This window comes from Buchnera aphidicola (Cinara curtihirsuta), assembly GCF_900698895.1.
GTDB lineage: Bacteria > Pseudomonadota > Gammaproteobacteria > Enterobacterales > Enterobacteriaceae > Buchnera_F > Buchnera_F aphidicola_AX.
In genome coordinates this window covers 50758-74095 of record NZ_LR217700.1, presented here as the reverse complement: position 1 = coordinate 74095, position 23338 = coordinate 50758, and the positions used below count along the sequence as shown (strand labels likewise).

Here is a 23338-nt window from a genome sequence, read left to right as displayed (position 1 = left end):
TTCTTTTATTCCATCATTTTTTCTATTGATAAAACTAAAATAGAGCTAGCTCCTAACAATTTTAATTGCTCCATAGTTTCCCAAAAAATAGTTTCACTGCTAACCATATGTAAAGCTACTTTATTTTTATTACCAAATAATTCTAAAATAGTTGGTTGCTCTACTCCTTTTAATAAATCAGTTACTTTGCTTAATTGATCTTTTTCAATATGTAACATAATATATTTAGACTCTCGTGCTTTAATAACACCTTGAATTCGATTTAATAATTTCTTAATAAATCTTCTTTTTTCAGGAACCATATATTTCTCTTCACGAGAAATTAAACAAGCACGAGAATTATAAATAGTTTCTACTTCTCTTAATCCATTAGCATCTAGTGTAGCTCCTGTAGAAACTAAGTCACATATAACGTCTGCTAAACCAGAATTATAAGCTACTTCTACAGAACCATTTAAAACAAACGGTTTAAAAGGAATATTTTTTTTATCAAAATATCGTTTTAATAAATTCGGATATGATGTTGCAATACGGCAATTTTTTAAACAAGATATATCCGAATATTCCATATCTAAAGGAACAGAAATCGATAAACGACAAACACCAAAATCAAGATTTTGTAAAATAGTATATGAAACCGATTCCTTTGATAATAATCTAGTTAAACATTTTTCTTCTAAAACATTAGATCCTATAATTCCTAATTCTACTACACCGTCCATAATTAGACCTGGAATATCATCATCTCTAACTAAAATAACATCTATTGGCATATTTTCTGCAAATGCAATAAGACTAGATTTTTGTAAATTAATTTTAAGACCACAATTTTTTAATAAATTTTGTGAATCATTACTTAACCTGCCTGATTTTTGTATAGCTAAACGTACACGATTTTTATTCAATTGTATAACCTTATTTTATCAATATTAAATATAATAAAAATATAAACATATATTTTCATAAAAAATATTTAAAATAATAAATATTTACTAAAACAAGTAATATATTTAAATATATAATAACTTAATTAATTTTTTATATTTTTTTTTAAATAAAATTAACATTAAATTAATTTATATTTATCTAAACTATATTTAGATATAATTAAAAAAATTATTTTCAATATCAATATTTAAAATATAAATTATTAATTATTTTTTAAAAAAATCAAAATTATTATTAACTTAATAATTATTTATTATTTATAAAAAATATTATATTAAAATAAATAATATAATTTTTATAATAATTTAATAAATAAAAAAAATTTATTTTAATACAATATTAAAAATAATTTTATAAATTTATTTTATAATAATTAATCTTTAATAGATATAAAAATACTATATTATTATATATAATTATTTTGTATAAAAACTAATATAGCTGCATCATGACCAAATATTTTTGGGGCTTGATGAAAAGCTAATATATCAGGATGTTGAGATAGCCAAAATGGAATTTGTTTTTTTAATATTTTTTTACCATATCCATGAAGAATATTAGCACAAAAGAATTTCTCTTTATGGCAAATCATAATTAATTTTCCCAATTCTTTTTTAACTTGACGTAAATTCATTCCATGTAAATCTAAAGTAATTTCTGGTATATATTCTCCTCTTTTCAATTTTTTTAAATCCAAATTATAACGCATATTTCTAACAAAACAAATAGGATTATTAGTTAATAAAAATGAATTTTCATTTACAATATCTCTAAAATAATAACTATGTGCTTCTTGTGTTAAAATATCTTTATTATATAATCGATATTTATTATTATTTTTAATATTAATATGACAAATTTTATCTTGTATAATTTTTTTAACTCCTTTCATATAATATAAAAATGTTTCTTTTTCATTTAAATTAATCATATTATTTTTTTTCATATCAAAATTTTCCAAATGTTTAAGTTTCTAATATTTTATAATTAAATTTTATATTTATAAAAATAAAAATAATATTTAGCAAGATATACGATCTTAAAAAATATATTTATTAATTCATAATAAAAATATGTAATATTTTATAGAAAATAAAAAATAATTTTTATTTTAAAATAAAATATCTATATTTACATATATTAATATAATTAATTATGTATTTATTTTAAATAAATAAAACATTATAATAAAATAATAATTATATATTAAAATATCTATTTAATTATTTTTAATACTGAGGTTGATATGTCAGGTAATACTATTGGAAAAATATTTAAAGTAACAACATGTGGAGAATCACATGGACTTATGTTAGCTGGAATCATTGATGGAGTACCTCCTGGTTTTTCTATAAAAAACAGTGATATACAAAAGGAACTAAATAGAAGAAGACCGGGTTTTTCTCCTTTTACTACACAAAGAAGAGAAGAAGATATAGTTGAAATATTTTCAGGTATTTTTAAAGGAAAAACTACCGGAACCAGCATCGGAATAAAAATAAAAAATAAAGATATTCGATCACAAGATTATTCAAATATTAAAAATATATATAGACCTAATCATGCAGATTTTACATACGATAAAAAATATGGTATTAGAGATTATAGAGGGGGGGGTCGATCATCTGCAAGAGAAACTGCAATTAGAGTAGCCGCAGGAGCAATTGCAAAAAAATATTTAAAATTAAAATACAATATAAAAATTAAAGGATATTTATCACAATTAGGACCAATTCATTGTCCATTTCAATCCTGGAAAGAAGTAAAAAATAATCCATTTTTTTGTAGTAATCCTGAAAAAATTAATCAAATAACTCAATTTATTAAAAAACTTAAAAAATCTGGAAATTCTATTGGAGCTAAAATTGTAATTATTGCAAAAAATGTTCCCATTGGTTTAGGAGAACCTGTATTTGATCGATTAGATGCAGAAATTGCTCACTCAATTATGAGTATCAATGCAGCTAAATCTGTTGAAATAGGAGATGGAATTAATGTAGTAGAACAAACTGGAGATATGCATCGAGATGAAATTCTACCTAATGGATTTTCAAGTAATCATTCAGGAGGAATTTTAGGTGGAATTAGTAATGGAGATAAAATTATAGTACAAGCAGCTTTTAAACCCACATCTAGCATTAAAATACCCGGAAAAACAATAAACAAATTTGGAAAAGAAACCTCTATAATCACAAAAGGTAGACATGATCCTTGTGTAGGAATACGAGCAATTCCAATTGCAGAAGCTATGTTAGCAATAACATTGATGGATCATACTTTACGCTTTCGCGCTCAATGCGGAAAATAATTTAAATCTTATAAAAACTATATTTAAAATAATGTTTTTATAATTAAAAAATTTAAGAATTCTACTATATCTTTATATATAACATATATTTTTAAAATAAAAGATATAATATTCAAAAAGAAAATACTTATTTAATAAATATTTAAAGTATTCATTAATAAATATAACAATATTTTAAAAAATAAATGTCTATTAATTTAAAAATAATATTTTTAATTATTCATAAATAATAATCTCATTAAAATAAATATATTATTTTTTTTATAAGGAATTATTAAAATGTTTAAAGGAAGTATTGTTGCCTTAATTACACCTATGGATGATAAAGGAAATCTTTGCAAAAAAAGTTTAAAAAAAATAATTCAGTATCATATTAAAAATAAAACTAATGCAATAGTTTCGGTAGGAACAACAGGAGAATCAGCTACATTAAATCAAAATGAACATACTAATGTAATTATGAATACATTAGAATTTGCAGATGAAAAAATACCTATAATTGCAGGAACTGGATCAAATGCAACCTCAGAAAGTATTATATTAACACAAAAACTAGAAAAATCAGGAGTTTCTGGATGTTTAAGTGTCACACCTTACTATAATCGACCTACACAAAAAGGATTATATCTTCATTTTCAATCTATTGCAGAAAGTACTGATTTGCCACAAATATTATATAATGTACCAAATCGTACAGGATGTAGTCTATCACCAAAAACAATTGCTAAATTGTCACAATTTAAAAATATAATCGGCTTAAAAGATGCTTCAGGAGATTTATCAAGAGTGAATCAAATTAAACAAATTGTAAAAAATGACTTTATTTTAATGAGTGGGGATGATACAACTGCTTTAGATTTTATTCAACTAGGAGGAAATGGAGTTATTTCTGTTACAGCAAATATTGCTGCTTATCATATGGTAAAAATGTGTAATTTAGCTTTAAAAGGAAATTTTATAAAAGCAAGAATAATAAATAAAGAATTAAGTATTCTACATCATCTTTTATTTAAAGAAACAAATCCTATACCCATAAAATGGGCTGCAAAATACATTAATTTAATAAAAAGTGACACTTTAAGATTACCAATGACACCATTATTAAGTAAAAATAAAAAAATTCTTAAAAAAGCAATTAATTCAACAAAATTATATATAAATTAAATTTGATATATAAAAAAAATATTAAATTATATTTAAAATTATAAAAAATATCTTAAAATAATATTTATTTTATAATAAAATTATATTTATTAAATTAAATTAAATAAACTAATATATATCTTATGCAATGATAAAATTTATATTATCATTGCATAAATACTATATGAAAATTTTTTATAAAAAATAATATATATTATAATATTAAAAATATATATATAATTTATAAAAATAATTTATTTAAAATATTAAAATAAATATTTTTTAATTTTAATAAATCAATTAAATTTACACATTCATTAACTTTATGAATTGTAGAATTTAATAAACCAAATTCCGCTGTTTCATCAGATAAGTGAAAAATAAATCTTCCATCAGAAGTACCACCATTTGTTTTAAAAGTAGGAATAATATGAGTACACTCATATATGCAGTTAGAAAGAATATTACAAAAAGTACTAGGTAAAGAAATAAAAGGTTTAGCATGACAAATCCAAGAAATAGAATATCTTATTGAATACTTATTAAGTAAACATTTTATACTATTTATAATCATTTTTTTAGTAATTAAAGAACTAAATCTAATATTAAAAAATACTTTTAATTCTCCTGGAATCATATTAGTAGTATAATTATTTCCTGAAAATATCTTTGATATCTGAATTATAGTAGGATCAAAAAAATTATTGCCTTTATCTAAAGATAAATTAGATAATTCTACTAAAAATGGAGCTGATAAATGAATTGGATTAGAAGCTAAATTAGGATAAGCAACATGACCCTGAACACCATATATTGTTAAATCAACTGAAAGAGAACCTCTACGACCATTTTTTATACAATCACCTAAGATATTTTCACAAGTTGGTTCTCCAATAAGACAATAATTAAATTTTTCCCCCCTCTTTTCTAATATTGAAACTACCTTTTTAGTTCCATATTTACCTGTAGATTCTTCATCTGAAGTAATTAAAAATGATATTCGACCCTTGTGATTAGGATTATTTTTAATAAAATTTTCTACAGCTACTAACATTGCAGCTATTGAACCTTTCATATCTACCGAACCTCTACCATACAGAATACCATTAGATATGGTAGATATAAACGGAGGAGTTTTCCAAGAAAAAATATCACCTTCGGGAACTACATCTGTATGTCCTAAAAAAGTAATAGTTTTACCATATCCTCTCCAAGCCCAAAAATTATTTGTATTTTTAAAATTCATTCTTTCTATATTAAAATCTAATAATTTTAATCTTTTTATTAAAATTTCTTGACAACCTAAATCTTTGGGACTTATTGATGGTATATCAATTAATTTTTTTGTCAAATTTAAAACTTCAGTATACATATCAGATCCTGATATTTTTTATATAATTTAAATATTTTATCATTTTAAACAAAAAATTATTAATTAAATATATAAAATAATATCATATATAAAAAAATATCATCAAATAAAATTAAAGAAAAAAATGATTTTTAATTTGAGTAACAATTTTTTCTACTGAAAAACCAAAAATTTTAAATAAACTTTCTCCAGGACCTGATTCTCCAAATGTATCAATTCCGATTCGAATACCGTTTATACCCACATACTTATACCAATATTCACTACTTCCTGCTTCAATAGATATTCTATTTGAAATTTCTTTAGGCAAAACTAACTCACGATATTTATTATCTTGACTATCAAAACAATCAGCAGATACCATTGATACTACTCTAATATGATAACCCAGTTTATACAATTTTCTTGCAACATTTACTGCTAAAGATACTTCTGAACCAGTAGCAATAATAATATAGTTAATATTAAAACCATAATCTCTTAAAATATATCCACCTTTAAAAATATTTTTAATTTGATCTTCTGTTCTTAAAAATTGTTTTACATTTTGACGAGATAATATTAAAGCTGTAGGTCCTGATTTTCTATTAATCCCATAAAACCAAGCAATTGCTGTTTCGATAGAATCACAAGGTCTCCATACACTTAAATTTGGTATATATCTTAAAGTAGAAATATGCTCAATAGGTTGATGAGTAGGACCATCTTCTCCTAATCCAATAGAATCATGAGTATAAACAAAAATATGTCGAGTTTTCATTAATGCAGCCATACGTATAGCATTACGAGCATAATCTGAAAATACTAAAAAAGTAGCTGTATAGGGAATAAAACATCCGTGATGAAAAATTCCATTAGCAATAGATGTCATTCCAAATTCTCTCACACCATAATGAATATAATTACCTATAATACATTTTTTTATAGATTTAGATCCAGACCAAATAGTTAAATTACTAGGAGCTAAATCAGCAGATCCGCCAATTAATTCAGGTAATAAATTTCCAAATTTTTCTAATGTATTTTTTGAAGCTTCACGTGTTGAAATATTTGTTAATGAAGTATTTAATTCTAATAGAAAATCATATAAGATAGTTTGTAATTTATTAGGCAATTTTTCTTTCATTCTACGAATGAATTCTTTAGATAATTCTGGATATTTTATAGAATACTCTTTAAATAAATTATTCCAAGATAATTCTATTTCTTCTCCCCTTTTTTTAGCATTCCAAGCAGAATAGATGGATTTAGGAATATAAAAAGGTGGATAATTCCAATTTAACTGTTTACGAGTTAATAATACCTCATTTTCACCTAAAGGTGCTCCATGAGAAATTGATTTACCTGACTTATTAGGAGAACCAAATCCAATTACTGTATTACATATAATAAGTGATGGCTTAAGAATATTTTTTTTAGCTATTTTAATAGAACAAATAATTTCTTCTGAATCATGACCATCAATTTCAATTACATGCCAATTATAAGATAAAAAACGTTTTTTTGTATCATCAGTAAACCAATCAGATACTTCACCATCAATAGAAATACCGTTTTTATCATAAAAAACAATTAACTTACCTAACTCTAACGTTCCAGCTAAAGAACAAACTTCATGAGAAATTCCTTCCATTAAACATCCATCTCCAGAAAAAACCCATGTGTAATGATTTACAATATTAAAATTTTTTTTATTAAAATATTGTGATAATAACTTTTCAGCAATGGCCATTCCCACACCAGAAGCTAAACCCTGACCTAACGGACCTGTAGTAATTTCTACTCCAGGAGTACAATGTACTTCAGGATGACCTGGTGTTTTAGAAAAACACTGTCTAAAATTTTTTATATCTTCTATAGATATTTTATATCCTGAAAGATGTAAAACACTATATAATAACATAGAAGCATGACCATTAGATAAGATGAATCTATCACGATCAAACCACAAAGGATTGTTTGGATTATGTTTAAAAAAATCACGCCATAACACTTCAGCAATATCTGCCATACCCATAGGAGCTCCGGGATGACCTGATTGTGCTTTTTGAATAGCATCTATACTTAAAATTCGTATTGCATTTGATAAATCTCTTCTAGATAACATATCTCTTTCCTTTATAAAATAAATTTTTTAAAAATTAAAAATATTTTTTAATATTTTTAAAAATTATAATTTATTTAGTAAAAATTTTTCTAATCATATTTGATTAGAACTAAATTATCAAATACCTTCAGATAATTTTTCAACAGTCACGGTATCTTGATTATGTAAAAATATAAATTCAGAATCTGATAAAGAATTTAGTTTAATTAATACTGTATCAATCTTATTAACATCTAATTGTTTTAAAAACTTACCTTTTTTCATTTTTAACTGATCTAATAAATCCGATCATATATAAATAGTACTAACATTTGTTTTAATTTACAAAAACTTGTACTTATAATAATAGTTTTATATCTAAATTTTTTATAATAAAAAAAAATTTTTTTCAATACTGTCACGCCTAGATCTAATTCAGAAAATATTTAAAATTGATAAAAGATTTTTAATGCCAATTACATAAATTCAATTAATAAAAGGAGAAACTAAAAATACACCTAATTCTGTGCGAGCACAATCTTGAGAAAAAGAACATAAAAAAATATTAAACTATATTTAATACCTATTTTTTTAATTCTCTTTCTGCTTGAATATATTTCTAAATAGCGGCTAATTTTATTAATACTCTAGATACATCAATTCCATAATTTTTATATAATTATATTATCTATACAAACTTTTGAATACATTTTTTAACATCAAAAGACAAACATGCATCATTTTCAATTAATATATATACTGGAATATTTTTTAAAATTTCTAGACTAAATTCTATAGATATCATATTACTTGCATAATTTACTTGATTATTTATAGAACCGCTAATACTTTTTTCATATTTTATAGAATTATCAATAATATATTCATATTTTTTAGATAAAAAACTTTTTAAAATTAACGTTGGATTAGTAATTTAATCACTAGAAGAGTATTTTTTATATACTCTATATTACTACTATCTACTACTATAATAGAATACTTTTTTAAATAATCTAATTGATTTACACATACACTTATATAACATTAAAAAATTAATAAATAAAATTTATATTTATAACATATTAATAATAAAATACATGAAAAATAATTTTTATTATCATGTCAAAAAAATAGTACTTACAATAAGTAAATTATATCGTTTTTAATATAAAAATGAAGTAATATAAAAAATTTAAAATAAATATTAAATAATATTTAAAAAAATATTCTTTATTATTAACTATATTTTTTTATTACTAAACTAACATTAGTTCCACCAAAACCAAAACTATTTGACATAGCTATATTAATAATCTTATTTATAGGTTTTTGAACAATATTCATATTTCGAGCTGAAAAATCTAAATTATTTATATTAATACTAGGAGCAATAAAATTGTACTTTAACATTAACATAGTATAAATAATTTCTTGTACCCCAGCAGCTCCTAAAGAATGACCTGTAATAGATTTAGTAGATGATATATAAGGAATACCGCTTTTTTTAAAAACCTTTTTTATAGCATTTAATTCTTTAATATCACCTATTTTAGTAGATGTTCCATGAGCATTAATATAATCAATAGAACTATCAATATATTTTATTGCATTGTTCATACAACGTATAAAACCTTCTCCAGAAGGATATATTATACTATTTCCATCACAGGTAGTTCCATAACCAATAACTTCAGCATAAATATTAGCTTTTCTTGATAAAGCAAAATTTAATTCTTCTAAAACTATTATACCGCTGCCACCAGAAATAACAAATCCATCACGATTTTTATCAAAAGCTCTAGAAGAAAATTCTGGTATTTTATTAAAATTCACAGATAAAATTCTCATGGCATCAAATTGAGAAGCTAACTCCACGCTCAACTCTTCCCCCCCTCCTGCAAAAATAATATCTTGCTCCCCGGAAGAAATTAAATTATAAGCATGTCCGATACAATTTGCAGAAGTTGAACAGGCTGAACTAATGGCATAATTAATACCATAAATTTTAAAAAAAGATCCTAAACAAGCTGAAATAGAAGAAGACATATTTTTAATAGCAGAATATGGACTAATTTTATTAATACGATTATTCTGAATTTGAAAAATTGACCTATAAAATTGAGCAGCTCCACTTCCTGACCCTATAATCATACCTACTCTAGGATTTTTCATATATATGTCAGGATATAAATTGCTATCTTGAATAGCATCTTTCATAGAAAGATATGAATACATAGATGCAAGATTCATAAATCGCAAAAATCTTTTAGGTATTTCTTTAATTCTTTTTATAGATATTTTACCCCAAACTTTACTATATAAACCATATTCTTTCATTTTCTGAGAAAATACTATTCCTGAAATACCATTTTTTAACGATCTAACAATTTTTTTTTCTAAACTTCCAATACTAGAAATAATTCCAAAACCTGTAATTACTGTTCTTTTCAATATTTCTTCTCCCTTAATAACACTTACTAAATAAATAATATTAAATAAAATTTTTCTTTGCATAAATAGAATCACTAATAAAATTTTTACATTTAACTAAAAATAGTTTAATATTCATAAATATAAAAATATTATTAATTAATTAAAAAAATAATATATTAATTAAATATATGATATAATAAAAACATTAATATAACGAATTATAAATAAAAGATTAATAATATTAAATCATTTATTAAAAATAAAAATTAAGAAAAATTAATTCTATTATAATTAACTATAATAAATAAAATTGGATAAATTAAATATTATGTATAAAAAAAAAATAATGTTGGTTTTCTATATATTGTCCCTACCCCTATTGGGAACTTATTAGATATAACATATAGATCGATTAATGTTTTAAAAAAAGTTGATTATATTATTTCTGAAAATATAAGACATACATCTATTTTATTAAAACATTTTTCTATTAAAAATAAATTATTAACATTAAATATATTTAACGAAAAAAAAAAAAAAAATAAATATATTATAATGTTAAATAATGGTAAAAATATTGCAATTGTTTCAAATGCAGGGACTCCTATTATTAACGATCCAGGCTATTTATTAGTTAAATATGCGTACGACAATAATATTAGAGTTGTTCCTTTACCTGGAGCTTGCGCAGCAATCACTGCTCTTAGCGCTTCAGGTTTAAAAACTAATAAATTTTGTTATGAAGGATTTCTACCAAAAAAAAAAAAATTATGTGAAAAAAAAATACATTCTTTATGTAACGAAATACGTACAATTATTTTATATGAATCACCAAAAAGATTAATCTATACAATAAAATTAATAAAAAAAATAATGGGTTCAAAAAGAAAAATAGTCGTTGCAAAAGAATTAACAAAAAAATGGGAAAATATAAAAAAAGGAACTGTAGAAGAAATACTTAATATTGTAGAAAATAATATCTATTGGAAAAAAGGAGAAATAACAATCTTAATTAATGGAAAAAAAAAAAATAAAAATAATATTATATCTTCTAAAATATTAAATATTTTTAATATCTTAAAAAAGGAAATGAAAAAAAGTACAGCTATAAAAATGACTGCAAAAATATGTGATTTCAATAAAAATATACTATATAATAATATAGTTAAAAAAAAATATAATGAAGTTGATTGAACAGTCGCTGTAATAATTAAAATTATTAAACAGAGGAAAGTCCGGGCTCCATAGGGTATAGTGCCAGGTAACACCTGGGAAGAGAAATCTTACGAAGAGTACAACAGAAAATAAACTACCAAAATAAAATATTTATTACAAATAAATAAAAAATATTTTAATAGGAAAAGGTGAAATGGTGCGGTAAAAGCGCACCGCAAAATTTGGTAACAAATTTGGCATGGTAAACTCCACTAGGAGCAAGGTCAAGCAGGAGAATGTACCCGCATAAAAATCTCCGGGTAGACTGCTAAGAATTAATAAGTAATTATTAATCTAGATAAATGACTGTTTTTAACAGAACCCGGCTTATAGATCAACTTCATTATTATAAAATATACTAAATATATAAATTTATTTACATGAAATATTAATATCCAGAAATTTGTATTTTATCAATTAATACTGAAGCACATTGAATATTATTTTTTTTATTAATATCATTAGCCATTAATATAATATTATTCCATGTTTTAATTAGATTACCAGATATAGTAATTCCATGAATAGGATGTTTTATTGTTCCATTTTCAATCCAAAAACCACAAATTCCAAATGAATAATTACCAGTAATTATATTTATACTATCACCCAATAATTCTGTTATTAAAACACCTTGATTCATGATATGTAAAACATTATCAAATGATTGAATTAATTGAGTACTAGATACTATCCAGTTATATGTCCCTCCAGAATGTCCTGTATTTTCTATATTTAATTTATTTGATGAATAAGTATCTAATAACCATGTTTTTAAAATACCGTTTTCTATAATTTTTCTCTTTTTTGTTGCTACACCTTCATTATCAAATAAACGAGATGATAAACCTTTGTTTATAAAAGGATCTTCAAAAATATTTAGCCAGAAGGGAAATATTTTTTTATTTAAATAACCTAATAAAAAAGATGATTTTTTATATATAGAATATCCGCTAATGGCATCAATTAAATAAGAAAATAATTCATTTGCAATATCAGAAATAAATATAACAGGAGAAATCTGCGTAGATATCTTCTTTGAATTTAATCTTGCAATACTTTTTTTTGCACTATCTTGACCTATTTTTTCAGGATTATCTAAATCATTAAAATCTCTTGCTACTGAATAACTAAAATCTCTTTCCATGCAGTTTTTATAACTTGCCATAACACAACTAGATAAATAATTACATGTAGATAAATAAGAATCTATCCACCCTAAACTATTTCCTAAAATATTTATATCAATTGAATATTCAAAAACTGATCCTTCTATATTAATGATTTTAGAATCAAAATTTAAAGCTGCAGAATTAGTTAAATCTACTAAATTCTTTATTTCATCTAAACTAAATAATCTAGGAAAAAATAAATTTATTTTTTTTTTATGATCAAATAATAAATTTATATTAGGTAATCCAAAACATTTATCTATTTCTGTATATTTAGATATACTGATAGATCTATCAATAGATTTACAGATTTCTAAAAAAGAAATTTTATTAGAAATAACAGAGGATTGACGAAAATTATTATACGTTGTTACAAAACTACTAATATAATTAAATGATTCAATATTATCTATAATACCATATCTACTAGAAATAATTAAACAATATGTTTTTTTTATTATAATCATTCCACTTAAAACATTTTTCTTTAAATATAATAATGCTTGTTGTATATTACTAGTTAAAATATTTAAATCTTGTTGTATATTATAGTAAGGTAACATTACAAATCCTTAATCAAATATATGTAAATAAAAAATAAAAAAATATAAATATATATTTTTTTAAATAAATTTTATTATACATTATAATATATAATTTATTTTTCATTTTTAATAAATATTTACATATATACATACTATTGTTATAAATTTCTACAAATAAAATTAAATAATCAACATATATCTTAAAAAATTTTTATAACCAAAAATTTATTATTCTAAAAAATAAATTTTTATATTCAAAAAATATTACATTCAAAAATATGAAAAATTTTAATCAAATACCAGCAGGAAAAAATATTCCTGATGACATATATGGAATTATTGAAATTCCAGCTTATTCTAGTCCAGTTAAATATGAATTACATAAATCTTATTTTATGTTATATGTAGACAGATTTATACCTACAGCTATGTTTTACCCTTGTAACTATGGATTTATTAATAAAACTCTTTCTCTTGATGGAGATCCACTAGATATATTAATACCTACTCCTTATCCTCTCCAACCAAAATCAATAATTCGATGTAATCCAATAGGATTATTAAATATGGAAGATGAATCAGGAGAAGACCAAAAAATTATAGCTGTTCCACATAAAAAAATTACACAAGAATATATAAATATTCATGATATAGATCAATTATCTATATTATTAAAAAAACAAATTATTCATTTTTTTAAAAATTATAAAAAATTAGAAAAACACAAAACAGTAAAAATAAAAGGATGGAAAAAAGCAAAAGAAGCAAAATTAGAAATTAAAAATTCAATTGATAGATACAAAAAAAATAAGTTTCAGAAAAAATATTAAAATTTAAAAAAATGATATTTTAATAAATAAATATTTGACTTTAATTTATATTAATTTTTTAAAAAAATATGAGATGATAAATATGTCAAAAATATGTCAAATTACTAAAAAAAAATCAATGTTAGGACAAAATCGTTCACATTCTATGAATGCTACTAAAAAAAAATTTTCTTTAAATATACAGTATCATAAATTTTGGATTCCTGAAGAAAAAAAATCAGTCAGAATAAGAATATCAGCGAAAGGATTAAGAATGATAAATAAATTTGGAATTTCAGAAATATATAAAAAATATATTATATAAAAAGAGAAAAAAATGGCTAAAAGTAATAGAATTAAAATAAAATTAATTTCTACAAGCGGAAGTAAACATTATTACACTACTACTAAAAACAAAAGAAATCAAGTTAATAAATTAAAACTAAAAAAATATGATCCAATATTAAAAAGACATTATTTGTATGAAGAAAAGAAAATAAAATAATTAAAAAATAGAATCAAATACTTATAATTTTATTTTTTTACTGGAGATCTATCTCAGGTCTCCAGAAATGATATTTTATAAATATTTCATTTTACAATACAAAAAATATTATTTATATGAATGAATTAAAATTTTCAAAATATTTATATATAAAAAATATAATTAATTAGAAAGGTATTGTATGATGTAATCCTTTAAATAATTAAATAAGTGTTTAATAATAAACTTACCTAAAAAGTATAAATGACAAATAGAATATTTTAATAAAATTAAACCACAAATAAAAATAATGATTACAAAAGAAGAAAACAATGATGAATTAGGTGATAAACGATCAAACATCATAAACGCTATATAGAAAATTAAAAAAAAAAATAAGATAGGTAAAATACTTTTTATCCCGCTAATAAAAATATTACCAAAAAATTTTATAATAGAAAAAAAAATATTTTGATCAACAAATTTCTCATGTAAAGGAAATACATAAAAACTTTTTACTAAAAAAACAACTAAATTCAAATGAGCGTTATATATAAAAAACAAAAATAAAAAAAAAATATTTAATATACGTGATATAACAATAGAATAAAATCCACGACCTAAATCAAAAAAAACAGAAAAAGATAAACCCATTTGAGAACTAATAATTTCTCCAATAAAAATCATGCAAGCAGACAAAAACTGAAGTAATAAACCAATCATAATTCCTATTAATACTTGATAAAATAAAACAACAAAAAAATCTATAGTATAAATACTATACTGAAAATTAGAGATAAACGGAGTTAATAAATTGCTAATTAAATAAACTAAAATAATTTTTGTAGTTATATTAACATGCATGTTATTAAATATTTTAGAATAATTTAATGCTGAAAAAATTCGAGTCATTATTAATACGATCTTACTTGTAACTACAGGAATAAAGTGGTAAAATAAATTGTTTATCATTGTTGTTAATTAATAAGTGATATTATATGAAAAATATTTTTTATATAATTAAGGGTTAATTGTAACATCCAAGGTCCAAATACTATAAAAGAAAAAAATACTGATATAATTTTTGGTATAAAAGAAAATGTTGGTTCATTAATTTGTACAGATGATTGAAAAATACTAATCAAAACACCGCTTAATAGCGCAGATAGCAAGCACGGTGAAGATAATAATAAAGCAAATTTAATAGAATCCTGAAATAATGTAATTAAAAATTCTTGGTTCATAATATTCATCCATAATAATTAATAATCTAAAAAATTTTATATAAAAAAACTTTTTGAAAGAGATAATATTAATAATTTCCAACCATCTGACAAAACAAATAATATTAATTTTAATGGTAAAGAAACAGTAGAAGGCGGTACCATCATCATTCCTAAAGACATTAAAATACTCGCAACAACAAGATCAATAATTAAAAATGGTAAAAAAATCATAAAACCAATTTGAAAAGCAGTTTTTAATTCACTAATTATAAATGCAGGCAATAAAACTTGAATAGGAATATTGTCTTTATTACTAGATAAAGAAATTTTAGCTAAATTTAAAAATACAGAAATATCAGATTTTCTTGTTTGTTTTAACATAAACTGACATAAAGGTTTTGTAATATTATCTATAGCAGTATCAATATTAATCTCATTTTTATATAAAGGAATAATTGCTTTATTATAAATTTTATCTAACACTGGAAACATAATAAAAAGTGTTAAAAATAAAGTTAATCCAATCAATACTTGATTAGGAGGAGAATACGGTGTTCCTATAGCACTCCTCAATAAGCTAAAAACAATAATAATACGAGTAAAACATGTTGTCATTAATAAAATAGCAGGAAAAAAACTAAGAAAGGTTAATATTAATGAAGATTGAATAGATAAATTTAATATATCAGATCCATTAGAAATAATGTTATGCACTGTATTATTAGATATATTTTCTAATAAAAAAACAGGAATAATAGATAAAAAAAATTTTGTATTAAAAAACATCATTTTCACCTCATTTAAACCAATCACAAAATTGTCGAAATATATTTAATAAAATAGAATAAAATGAATATTCTTTTTTTTTTTTTACAATATACATTTTATTTTGAGGTAATTCTTTTATTAAATTAATCGAATTTTCAGTTACACCTAATAAAAGTTTAACGTTATTAACGTATAATATACAAATATATTGTGTAGGACTTAAATAAATTTTATCAACAATACAAATTGTATCAGAACTACTTTTTTTCCTAAAAAAAAATTTAAATTTTGTTATCAATAAAAATAATATATATAATAATAAAAAACAATAAATATATTTTCTTCCTAAACTAATTTCCTGGTTATATTGATTCCATATTTTATCTTTTATATCAAATGTATCGATAAATTGAATATAACTATATAATTCCATAAAATATCCATATTATTAAAATAATTTCTTAAAATCAATTTCATAATAATTTTATTATTCGAACACCATATTTTTTATTATGAACAACTAATTCTCCTAAAGCAACAAGATTTTTATTTACAAATATATTTAATGGTTCATCTACTTTATCTTCTAATTCTAAAATAGAACCTTTTGATAATTTTAATAATTCTTTAATAGTAATTTTTTTTTTACCTAACTCTATAGTAACAGAAACTGGAATTGATATAATTGATTTTTTATATACAAAAAAATCATTAATAATTTTTTTGTTAAAATCTATATTTTCTATTTTTTTTTTTACTATATCGTCATCATATATATTATTTATATTATCTTCTAAGTTTAATTTACTTGATATTGACTGTACACTATCTTTTTTAAATTTTTCATTTTTTTTATGCATAAAATTATTCTCAATACAAGTGAATTTTAATATTCACATAGTTTAAATATTATATATATAATATATCAATTAATACAAGAAAATTATTTTAAAAATTAATAAATATATTTATATGTTCTATTAAAAATTTTAAATTTTTAAAACATTTAAATATTTAAATTGTTCTACAACATTAATAGGTATATAAATCTTTAATATACTAATTACTTTATTTAAATTTATTTTAAAAACAAAACACACATAAGATAGATTAACAAAATGATTATATAAAAATTTATTTATTATAATATATTTAAAATCATTAATAACAAATGTTTTAATATTTTTTAAAAAAGTTTTATTTAAAATTACAAAAATTCTTTTAAATAAAATATTTAAAATTTTAATTTCATTTTTATTTAAATATAAATTTTTATCACATTCATATAAATCAGATGTATAATTACCAAAAAAATAATTCATAAAAATATAAAAAAAATTATTTTTTAAAAGCAATAAACACCTATCAGTATAATTATTTAAAAAAAACTGTTTTCCTTTGTAATTAAAGTATTTAAAATTAAAATTTTTTTTATTATATTTAACATAACTATCTAAAAGTTTTAGATTAACGCAAAAAGAAAAAAACTTTTCAAATTTTTTCTTAAATAAACAAAAAAAATCATAAAAAAAATTTTTATAAAAAGATTTATTTCTTTTTAAAATAAAATTTAAAAAATTTATACGATTTAATATTTTTTTGTCTATTTTTCTAAATAAATAGTCAGATTTTAAAGATATAATATGAGACTTTCTGTTTTGTATATAAATATACGCAGGTATATATTTTTTTAATAACATATTATTTTCACATATAACTTAATAAATAATTTCATTAAATAAATAAATAAATATAAATTATTTTTTTTTATTATACAAAAAATAATTATAAATATTCAAACATATAATATTATCTTCACTTTGTTCCGCTATTCTTTTTCGTTTCTTTTTATAAATTTTTAAACGCATTTCTAATTTTTTCCATTGCTCTAAATTAGAATATAATTTTTTATATACTAAAAACTTTTCTTTAATTTTTTTTTTTAAATAATTTATTAAAGTATTCTGTTGTATTATTAACTTTTGTAACATTGATAAAAATTCTATATAACGTTTAATTATATACTGTAAAGTACCATAAATAAACTTTTTATACAAAAAAAAATTATATTGATCTTGATATTTCTTTAATTGTAATAAATATCTTTTTATTTCTATTTTTTTATTCTTATAACTTTCCATAGAAAAAATATTTTTTTTTATATCTAATTCTATTTTTTTTTTAAAATATATATATGAGAAAGATTAAATTTCATATTTATTACCTTAAATATATTAAATTCTTTTTAATAATTCTGTTAATTCTAAAAGAGATTGATCATATGTACAACATTCTAAAAAATTTTGCTGCAAAAATTTTTCTAAAAAGGGCCATATCTTAATTGAGTCATCTAACAATTTATTATTTCCTTTAGAATAAATACCTAAATTAATTACATCACGATGATAATAATAACATGAAATTAATTTTTTAATATAAATAGATTTTTTCTGATGATCATGATCAACAATAGAATGCATAGATCTACTAATTGATTTTTCAATATCAATAGATGGGTAATGACCAGATTTTGATAAAAAATTTGATAAAATAATATGACCATCTAAAACAGATTTTGCTATGTCTAATATAGGATCATTATGTTCATCACCTTCAGTTAAAATAGTATAAAAAGAAGTAATTGAACCAAATCCTTCACTATTAATATTACCTGTTCGTTCAATTAAATATGGAATATTCGAAAAAATAGAAGCTGGATAACCCTTTAAAACCGGTATTTCATTCATAGAATTTGATATTTCTCTATAAGCCATAGCATATCGTGTAAGTGAGTCTACTATTAGTAGTACATGATTATTTTTTTTACAAAAATATTCCGCAATAGATGTGGCATATTGAACAGATTGAATCTTAAACATCGGAGAAACATCTGCGGGAGATACAATAACAACTGATTTTTTTAAACTTTCAATTCCTAATGTATTATTAATGAATTCTCTTACTTCCCTTCCCCTTTCTCCAACTAAAGAAATAATAATTATATCTGCGTTAGTATGTCTAGATATCATACCAAGAAGCATGCTTTTTCCAATTCCAGCTTGAGAAAATATACCCATTCTTTGACCTCTACCAATAGTTAATAAACTATTAATAGCTCGAATACCAGTATCTAAAATTTCTGTAATTAAAGTTCTTTTTAATGGATTAATAGATGGTTTGAAAAAATCAAATAACATTTTTTTTGATTTAATGTCACCTAAATTATCTAAAGGATTACCAAATCCATCAAGTACTCTTCCAAGTAATTTAAAACCAAAAGGAAATTTTAAATATGAGTTTATTTGTTTCTGAAAATTATACTGTGAAAAAACTTTTGCTCCCGGAAAAATACCATCTAATCTATGAATAGGTATTAAAAAAACGATTTTTTCTTTAAAACCTAATATTTTACATAAAACAGTAGATAATTTATTATTATATATACGTTCTACCCAACAAAAATTTCCTATAGGTAAATATATACCAGTAGCTTCAATAATTAAATTATTTACACTTATTACTCGACCAAAAAATAATTCATAAGAAAAAATTGATATGTTTTTTTCAAATTTATCAATTTTATTAAACCATTTATTTAATACATCATTCATATTTACTAATCCAATAAATTAGCTGATCTATAAATTCTATCCCAAAAAGATTGAATTGAAGCATTTATTTCTCCTTCTGAAGTAATAATTCGGTAATCATTAATATTCATTTTTTTATTTTTAATAACTGTCCATCCATATGTGTTCATTAATACTCCAAATTTTTTTATTATTAAATAATAATTATCTGGATGAACATGTAACTGTAATTTATTAAAAATATAATGTGATGTTTTAATTAATTTGTCAATTTTTTTTATTATATAATTCTTATTAACTGATAAAATATCATCTACTAAAATTTTTGATATATGCAATACAATTCTTATTAAACGTTTTGAAAAATTATTATTAAACTGATATATAGCAATACGAAACTTATTTAATAAATCGGCATATTTCATTTCTATACATTTATCTTTATTTTCCAAAAAGTAATTATTTGAAAAAGAACACCCTTGTAACCATCCATCTATATATCCTTTTTTATACCCCTCAGTTAATCCATTTTTATAATTTTTTTGATATATATCAGAATAAGATGTATTATTATCTTTTTCTTTAGTAATTTCAACAAATGATAAATTTTTATATTTAATAAAATTAGAAGTAGGTATTAAATCTAATTTTTTAGATAAATTTTTAGGTTTCCATTTTTTCCATAAATTATCTTTTGAAATATTTTTCATATATTATAACCTATTTTTCTTTTATAATAATTTTGTTATCTTTTATAAATTTCTTGATATTTCTCAATAATAAATTTTTTTTTAAATATATTGTTTCAAAAGAAATTAATTTTTTTTTAAAAGAATTTTTTTTAAAATATTCGTATTTTTTATGTGACATATTAGAAATAAATTTATTTTTTATAGCATAATCTGTGTTATGCAAAACAATACATAAATTATCTATATCTGTATTATTTATAATAAATTTAATACTACTATCTTCAATATTTATTATATTTTCAAATTTAAAATATTTACTAATTATTTTATTCAAAATATTTATATACGGGGTATTTATTTTTTTTACAAGTTGAATTATATTTTTTTTTTTAAAAAAAGATACAATATTTATTATTTTATTAATTCTTTCTTCTTCTAAAATAAAAATTTTATGTGTATTTAACCACAAATTAATTATTTTATTTAGTTCAATAAACCCAAAACGATTTAAACCTGAAAAATTAAGCATTTTCATTAAAATATCTAATCTTTTTTTTGTATCAAAAAATGATAATATTTTTATAGATAAATTAGTATTCATATACATTAATACAGAAGAAGTAATATTTAAATTTTCTTTTTTTATTAATATAAAAATATTTTTTGAACCTAATTTTTCTAAATTATAGATATTTTTTAAAAAAGAACTTTTAATAAGACTGTCCTTTAATAATTTATAAGCTTTATCAGTATTCATGGTTTTTTCTAAAATTTTTAATAAATATGTTCTTAAATCAAAATTAAAAATTTTATCTTTTTTTAATAAATCATAAAATTCATAAATTACAATATCGGAATATTTTATAATTTTTATATCAAACGATATTATTGTATCAATAAATTTCTTAATTTCTGATTTAGTAAAATATTTTAAAACTCTAGCTGAATCTTCTATATCCATAGATATTAGCAATAAAGCACTTTTTTGTATACCATTTAAATGCATCATTTCTTTTTTATCCAATAACGTATAACTTGTTCAATAATTTTTGGATTTTTCTGAAGAAAATCCTTTTTTATAAAAAAATCATTTTTATTTACATTATCTATTTTATCAAGATCAGATTTATTTATATGTCCTATAGAATTACTTGTTTTATGTTTATTTAAATTATCTTTTGAATTTAAAAAAAATTTTTTTTTATTAATTAATTTACCCTTCATAAATAGAAAATAAAAAAACAAAAAAATAATTAATATTCCAAAAAAAATATATATTTTATAATATTGATTAAAATTATTATATACAGAGTTTTTATTAAAAAAAATAGTACTAGATGAATCAGAAAATAAATAATTCATTATATGAATATGATCACCTCTTTTACTAGAAAAATCTATTACCAATTTAATTGTATTTTCTATATCTTGTAATTCTTTTTTAGATAAAGGTGACAATATACCTGAACTATTTTCTTTATAATTTATCAATATTGTTACAGTTAAATTTTTAATATCTGATTCTTTAAACCCTAAAAGAGAAATATTATTATTTGTAAATACTGTATTAGAATCTAATATTTTATTTTTGAAACTAAAAAAATAATTACTTTTAGATGAAAAAATATCTAAAATATTATTTATTGATTGTTGTGATTTTGGGTTAATTAAATGTATTTTTTGTTTTTTAGGTTTATTTACAAAAATATTTTTATTATTTTTATTTACTTTAACATGTACAACAAAATTTTTTAATCCATATATTGGAATTAAAATTTTACTAATACAATCACAGTAATACTCTTCTAATATATTAATATTTCTATATCGATTATCATTAAAAAATTTAGTATTATTCAAATCAAATTTATTTAAAATATTTCCAAGATGATTAACTAAAACAATATTATCCGGGGATAAATCAGGAACACTGCCAGAAATTAATAATATAATAGAATCTATTTGTTCTTTTTTTAAACTAGTATTTGGAAGCAAAGTCACAATTATCGAAGCAGAAGGAGTTTGTTCATCTCGAAAAAAATCAGTATCTTTCTTACAAACTAAATGTACTCTAGCATGTTGAATGGGAAAAATATGTTCTAAAGTTTTAGATAATTCACCTTCTAATCCTCGATGATAATTAATATGCTCACGAAATTGACTCGTACCTAATTTTTCTTTATCTAATAATTCAAAACCATAATTTTTTTTTAAAATATTATTATTTATTAAAGAAAAACGTATTTCGTTCAATTTATTTTCAGGTACTAATAATGTTCTAGAAAAATTACAAAAACGATATGAAATATGCATATTCTTTAATTTAGATATAACCCATCTACTATCTGCGTCTGAAAGATTAGTATATAATACTACATAATTAACCTGTTTAGACCATAAAAAAAAAGAAAAAGAAATAAAAAAAACAAAAAACAGAATAAAAAAAACGAATTTTATTTGATTAAATATATAAATTAAAAAATCATTCCATTTTTTTTTAATATTTAAAAAAAACATATTAATAATATCCATAATTTTTCCCTCAAA

The 23338-nt window shown here is 20.8% G+C and carries 25 protein-coding genes and 1 other RNA gene; 7 read left to right on the top strand and 19 right to left on the bottom strand.

Translation table 11 applies throughout. From position 1 onward, the window contains the following. Window positions 1-5: 5 nt before the first annotated feature. Entirely contained in the window at window positions 6-905 is a 900-nt protein-coding gene (gene hisG / locus BUCICURT3053_RS00345; protein WP_154061047.1) for an ATP phosphoribosyltransferase, read from the bottom strand. A gap of 449 nt (window positions 906-1354) precedes the next feature. Beyond that, window positions 1355-1894, bottom strand: a complete 540-nt coding sequence (smrB, locus tag BUCICURT3053_RS00340; RefSeq protein WP_154061046.1) for an endonuclease SmrB — start codon at window positions 1892-1894, stop codon at window positions 1355-1357. A 300-nt stretch (window positions 1895-2194) separates the two neighbouring features. Here smrB and aroC point away from each other — a divergent pair, with 300 nt between their 5' ends. Further along, window positions 2195-3256 (top strand): chorismate synthase, encoded by a 1062-nt coding sequence (aroC, locus tag BUCICURT3053_RS00335; protein WP_154061045.1) that lies wholly within the window; start codon window positions 2195-2197, stop codon window positions 3254-3256. 279 nt (window positions 3257-3535) lie between these two features. Further along, window positions 3536-4420, top strand: a complete 885-nt coding sequence (gene dapA, locus BUCICURT3053_RS00330; RefSeq protein WP_154061044.1) for a 4-hydroxy-tetrahydrodipicolinate synthase — start codon at window positions 3536-3538, stop codon at window positions 4418-4420. 220 nt (window positions 4421-4640) lie between these two features. Here dapA and dapE read toward each other — a convergent pair whose 3' ends face one another. The 5 genes from dapE to BUCICURT3053_RS00310 all read right to left on the bottom strand — a co-directional run bounded on the left by dapE (window position 4641) and on the right by BUCICURT3053_RS00310 (window position 10308). Next, entirely contained in the window at window positions 4641-5771 is a 1131-nt protein-coding gene (gene dapE, locus BUCICURT3053_RS00325; protein WP_154061043.1) for a succinyl-diaminopimelate desuccinylase, read from the bottom strand. A 112-nt stretch (window positions 5772-5883) separates the two neighbouring features. Beyond that, window positions 5884-7878, bottom strand: coding sequence for a transketolase (gene tkt, locus BUCICURT3053_RS00320; protein WP_154061042.1), 1995 nt, complete (start codon window positions 7876-7878; stop codon window positions 5884-5886). A gap of 117 nt (window positions 7879-7995) precedes the next feature. Beyond that, window positions 7996-8142: a hypothetical protein gene (locus tag BUCICURT3053_RS02085; protein WP_232037236.1), complete on the bottom strand. Its 147-nt coding sequence runs from the start codon at window positions 8140-8142 to the stop codon at window positions 7996-7998. Between the two features lie 403 nt (window positions 8143-8545). Next, the gene (locus BUCICURT3053_RS02080) at window positions 8546-8734 is read right to left on the bottom strand and encodes a hypothetical protein (RefSeq protein WP_232037259.1); all 189 of its coding nucleotides are present in this window, start codon (window positions 8732-8734) and stop codon (window positions 8546-8548) included. Window positions 8735-9093: 359 nt separating this feature from the next. Next, complete coding sequence (locus tag BUCICURT3053_RS00310; protein WP_154061343.1) at window positions 9094-10308, bottom strand: beta-ketoacyl synthase N-terminal-like domain-containing protein; 1215 nt, start codon at window positions 10306-10308, stop codon at window positions 9094-9096. 345 nt (window positions 10309-10653) lie between these two features. Here BUCICURT3053_RS00310 and rsmI point away from each other — a divergent pair, with 345 nt between their 5' ends. Together rsmI and rnpB are read left to right on the top strand one after the other, a co-directional pair. Continuing rightward, entirely contained in the window at window positions 10654-11484 is an 831-nt protein-coding gene (gene rsmI / locus BUCICURT3053_RS00305) for a 16S rRNA (cytidine(1402)-2'-O)-methyltransferase (RefSeq protein WP_154061041.1), read from the top strand. Continuing rightward, an RNA gene (gene rnpB / locus BUCICURT3053_RS00300) (RNase P RNA component class A) lies at window positions 11473-11851 on the top strand. Before rsmI ends, rnpB begins: the two co-directional genes overlap by 12 nt. A gap of 42 nt (window positions 11852-11893) precedes the next feature. On the opposite strand, the gene BUCICURT3053_RS00295 is transcribed toward rnpB, so the two are convergent. Continuing rightward, window positions 11894-13240, bottom strand: coding sequence for a metallopeptidase TldD-related protein (locus tag BUCICURT3053_RS00295; RefSeq protein WP_154061040.1), 1347 nt, complete (start codon window positions 13238-13240; stop codon window positions 11894-11896). A 260-nt stretch (window positions 13241-13500) separates the two neighbouring features. On the opposite strand from BUCICURT3053_RS00295, the gene ppa reads away from it, so the two are divergent. From ppa to rpmG, 3 genes are all read left to right on the top strand, one after another. Further along, entirely contained in the window at window positions 13501-14052 is a 552-nt protein-coding gene (gene ppa / locus BUCICURT3053_RS00290) for an inorganic diphosphatase (RefSeq protein ID WP_154061039.1), read from the top strand. 82 nt (window positions 14053-14134) lie between these two features. After that, the gene (rpmB, locus tag BUCICURT3053_RS00285) at window positions 14135-14356 is read left to right on the top strand and encodes a 50S ribosomal protein L28 (RefSeq protein ID WP_154029120.1); all 222 of its coding nucleotides are present in this window, start codon (window positions 14135-14137) and stop codon (window positions 14354-14356) included. Window positions 14357-14368: 12 nt separating this feature from the next. Further along, a complete protein-coding gene (gene rpmG / locus BUCICURT3053_RS00280) occupies window positions 14369-14536 on the top strand; it encodes a 50S ribosomal protein L33 (RefSeq protein ID WP_154061038.1) in 168 nt (55 codons plus the stop codon). Window positions 14537-14698: 162 nt separating this feature from the next. Here the strand turns inward: rpmG and BUCICURT3053_RS00275 are convergent, their stop codons facing one another. From BUCICURT3053_RS00275 to fliF, 11 genes are all read right to left on the bottom strand, one after another. Further along, window positions 14699-15427, bottom strand: coding sequence for a flagellar biosynthetic protein FliR (locus tag BUCICURT3053_RS00275; RefSeq protein WP_172598435.1), 729 nt, complete (start codon window positions 15425-15427; stop codon window positions 14699-14701). A 65-nt stretch (window positions 15428-15492) separates the two neighbouring features. Continuing rightward, window positions 15493-15759 (bottom strand): flagellar biosynthetic protein FliQ, encoded by a 267-nt coding sequence (locus tag BUCICURT3053_RS00270; RefSeq protein ID WP_154029117.1) that lies wholly within the window; start codon window positions 15757-15759, stop codon window positions 15493-15495. Between the two features lie 36 nt (window positions 15760-15795). Then, window positions 15796-16527 carry a flagellar type III secretion system pore protein FliP gene (gene fliP / locus BUCICURT3053_RS00265; protein ID WP_154061036.1) on the bottom strand — a complete coding sequence of 244 codons (732 nt, stop codon included), beginning with the start codon at window positions 16525-16527 and terminating at the stop codon, window positions 15796-15798. A 10-nt stretch (window positions 16528-16537) separates the two neighbouring features. Next, window positions 16538-16942: a flagellar biosynthetic protein FliO gene (locus BUCICURT3053_RS00260; RefSeq protein ID WP_154061035.1), complete on the bottom strand. Its 405-nt coding sequence runs from the start codon at window positions 16940-16942 to the stop codon at window positions 16538-16540. Between the two features lie 40 nt (window positions 16943-16982). Further along, entirely contained in the window at window positions 16983-17369 is a 387-nt protein-coding gene (gene fliN / locus BUCICURT3053_RS00255) for a flagellar motor switch protein FliN (protein ID WP_154061034.1), read from the bottom strand. 129 nt (window positions 17370-17498) lie between these two features. Then, window positions 17499-17831, bottom strand: a complete 333-nt coding sequence (locus BUCICURT3053_RS00250; RefSeq protein ID WP_154061033.1) for a hypothetical protein — start codon at window positions 17829-17831, stop codon at window positions 17499-17501. Window positions 17832-18266: 435 nt separating this feature from the next. Further along, window positions 18267-18650 carry a hypothetical protein gene (locus BUCICURT3053_RS00245; RefSeq protein ID WP_154061032.1) on the bottom strand — a complete coding sequence of 128 codons (384 nt, stop codon included), beginning with the start codon at window positions 18648-18650 and terminating at the stop codon, window positions 18267-18269. A 93-nt stretch (window positions 18651-18743) separates the two neighbouring features. Next, window positions 18744-20120, bottom strand: coding sequence for a FliI/YscN family ATPase (locus tag BUCICURT3053_RS00240; protein WP_154061031.1), 1377 nt, complete (start codon window positions 20118-20120; stop codon window positions 18744-18746). Window positions 20121-20125: 5 nt separating this feature from the next. Continuing rightward, window positions 20126-20809 carry a FliH/SctL family protein gene (locus BUCICURT3053_RS00235; protein WP_154061030.1) on the bottom strand — a complete coding sequence of 228 codons (684 nt, stop codon included), beginning with the start codon at window positions 20807-20809 and terminating at the stop codon, window positions 20126-20128. Window positions 20810-20819: 10 nt separating this feature from the next. Continuing rightward, complete coding sequence (locus BUCICURT3053_RS00230; RefSeq protein ID WP_154061029.1) at window positions 20820-21815, bottom strand: FliG C-terminal domain-containing protein; 996 nt, start codon at window positions 21813-21815, stop codon at window positions 20820-20822. Further along, entirely contained in the window at window positions 21797-23323 is a 1527-nt protein-coding gene (gene fliF / locus BUCICURT3053_RS00225) for a flagellar basal-body MS-ring/collar protein FliF (RefSeq protein WP_154061028.1), read from the bottom strand. Before fliF ends, BUCICURT3053_RS00230 begins: the two co-directional genes overlap by 19 nt. Window positions 23324-23338: the final 15 nt, after the last annotated feature.

Bases quoted from the DNA above. Each gene is read 5' to 3' on its own strand.
- smrB (WP_154061046.1), bottom strand. From the start codon at position 1,894: ATGAAAAAAAATAATATGATTAATTTAAATGAAAAAGAAACATTTTTA.
- aroC (WP_154061045.1), top strand. From the start codon at position 2,195: ATGTCAGGTAATACTATTGGAAAAATATTTAAAGTAACAACATGTGGA.
- dapA (WP_154061044.1), top strand. From the start codon at position 3,536: ATGTTTAAAGGAAGTATTGTTGCCTTAATTACACCTATGGATGATAAA.
- dapE (WP_154061043.1), bottom strand. From the start codon at position 5,771: ATGTATACTGAAGTTTTAAATTTGACAAAAAAATTAATTGATATACCA.
- tkt (WP_154061042.1), bottom strand. From the start codon at position 7,878: ATGTTATCTAGAAGAGATTTATCAAATGCAATACGAATTTTAAGTATA.
- BUCICURT3053_RS02085 (WP_232037236.1), bottom strand. From the start codon at position 8,142: ATGAAAAAAGGTAAGTTTTTAAAACAATTAGATGTTAATAAGATTGAT.
- BUCICURT3053_RS00295 (WP_154061040.1), bottom strand. From the start codon at position 13,240: ATGTTACCTTACTATAATATACAACAAGATTTAAATATTTTAACTAGT.
- ppa (WP_154061039.1), top strand. From the start codon at position 13,501: ATGAAAAATTTTAATCAAATACCAGCAGGAAAAAATATTCCTGATGAC.
- rpmB (WP_154029120.1), top strand. From the start codon at position 14,135: ATGTCAAAAATATGTCAAATTACTAAAAAAAAATCAATGTTAGGACAA.
- rpmG (WP_154061038.1), top strand. From the start codon at position 14,369: ATGGCTAAAAGTAATAGAATTAAAATAAAATTAATTTCTACAAGCGGA.
- BUCICURT3053_RS00275 (WP_172598435.1), bottom strand. From the start codon at position 15,427: ATGACTCGAATTTTTTCAGCATTAAATTATTCTAAAATATTTAATAAC.
- BUCICURT3053_RS00270 (WP_154029117.1), bottom strand. From the start codon at position 15,759: ATGAACCAAGAATTTTTAATTACATTATTTCAGGATTCTATTAAATTT.
- fliP (WP_154061036.1), bottom strand. From the start codon at position 16,527: ATGTTTTTTAATACAAAATTTTTTTTATCTATTATTCCTGTTTTTTTA.
- BUCICURT3053_RS00260 (WP_154061035.1), bottom strand. From the start codon at position 16,942: ATGGAATTATATAGTTATATTCAATTTATCGATACATTTGATATAAAA.
- fliN (WP_154061034.1), bottom strand. From the start codon at position 17,369: ATGCATAAAAAAAATGAAAAATTTAAAAAAGATAGTGTACAGTCAATA.
- BUCICURT3053_RS00250 (WP_154061033.1), bottom strand. From the start codon at position 17,831: ATGAATTATTTTTTTGGTAATTATACATCTGATTTATATGAATGTGAT.
- BUCICURT3053_RS00245 (WP_154061032.1), bottom strand. From the start codon at position 18,650: ATGGAAAGTTATAAGAATAAAAAAATAGAAATAAAAAGATATTTATTA.
- BUCICURT3053_RS00240 (WP_154061031.1), bottom strand. From the start codon at position 20,120: ATGAATGATGTATTAAATAAATGGTTTAATAAAATTGATAAATTTGAA.
- BUCICURT3053_RS00235 (WP_154061030.1), bottom strand. From the start codon at position 20,809: ATGAAAAATATTTCAAAAGATAATTTATGGAAAAAATGGAAACCTAAA.
- fliF (WP_154061028.1), bottom strand. From the start codon at position 23,323: ATGGATATTATTAATATGTTTTTTTTAAATATTAAAAAAAAATGGAAT.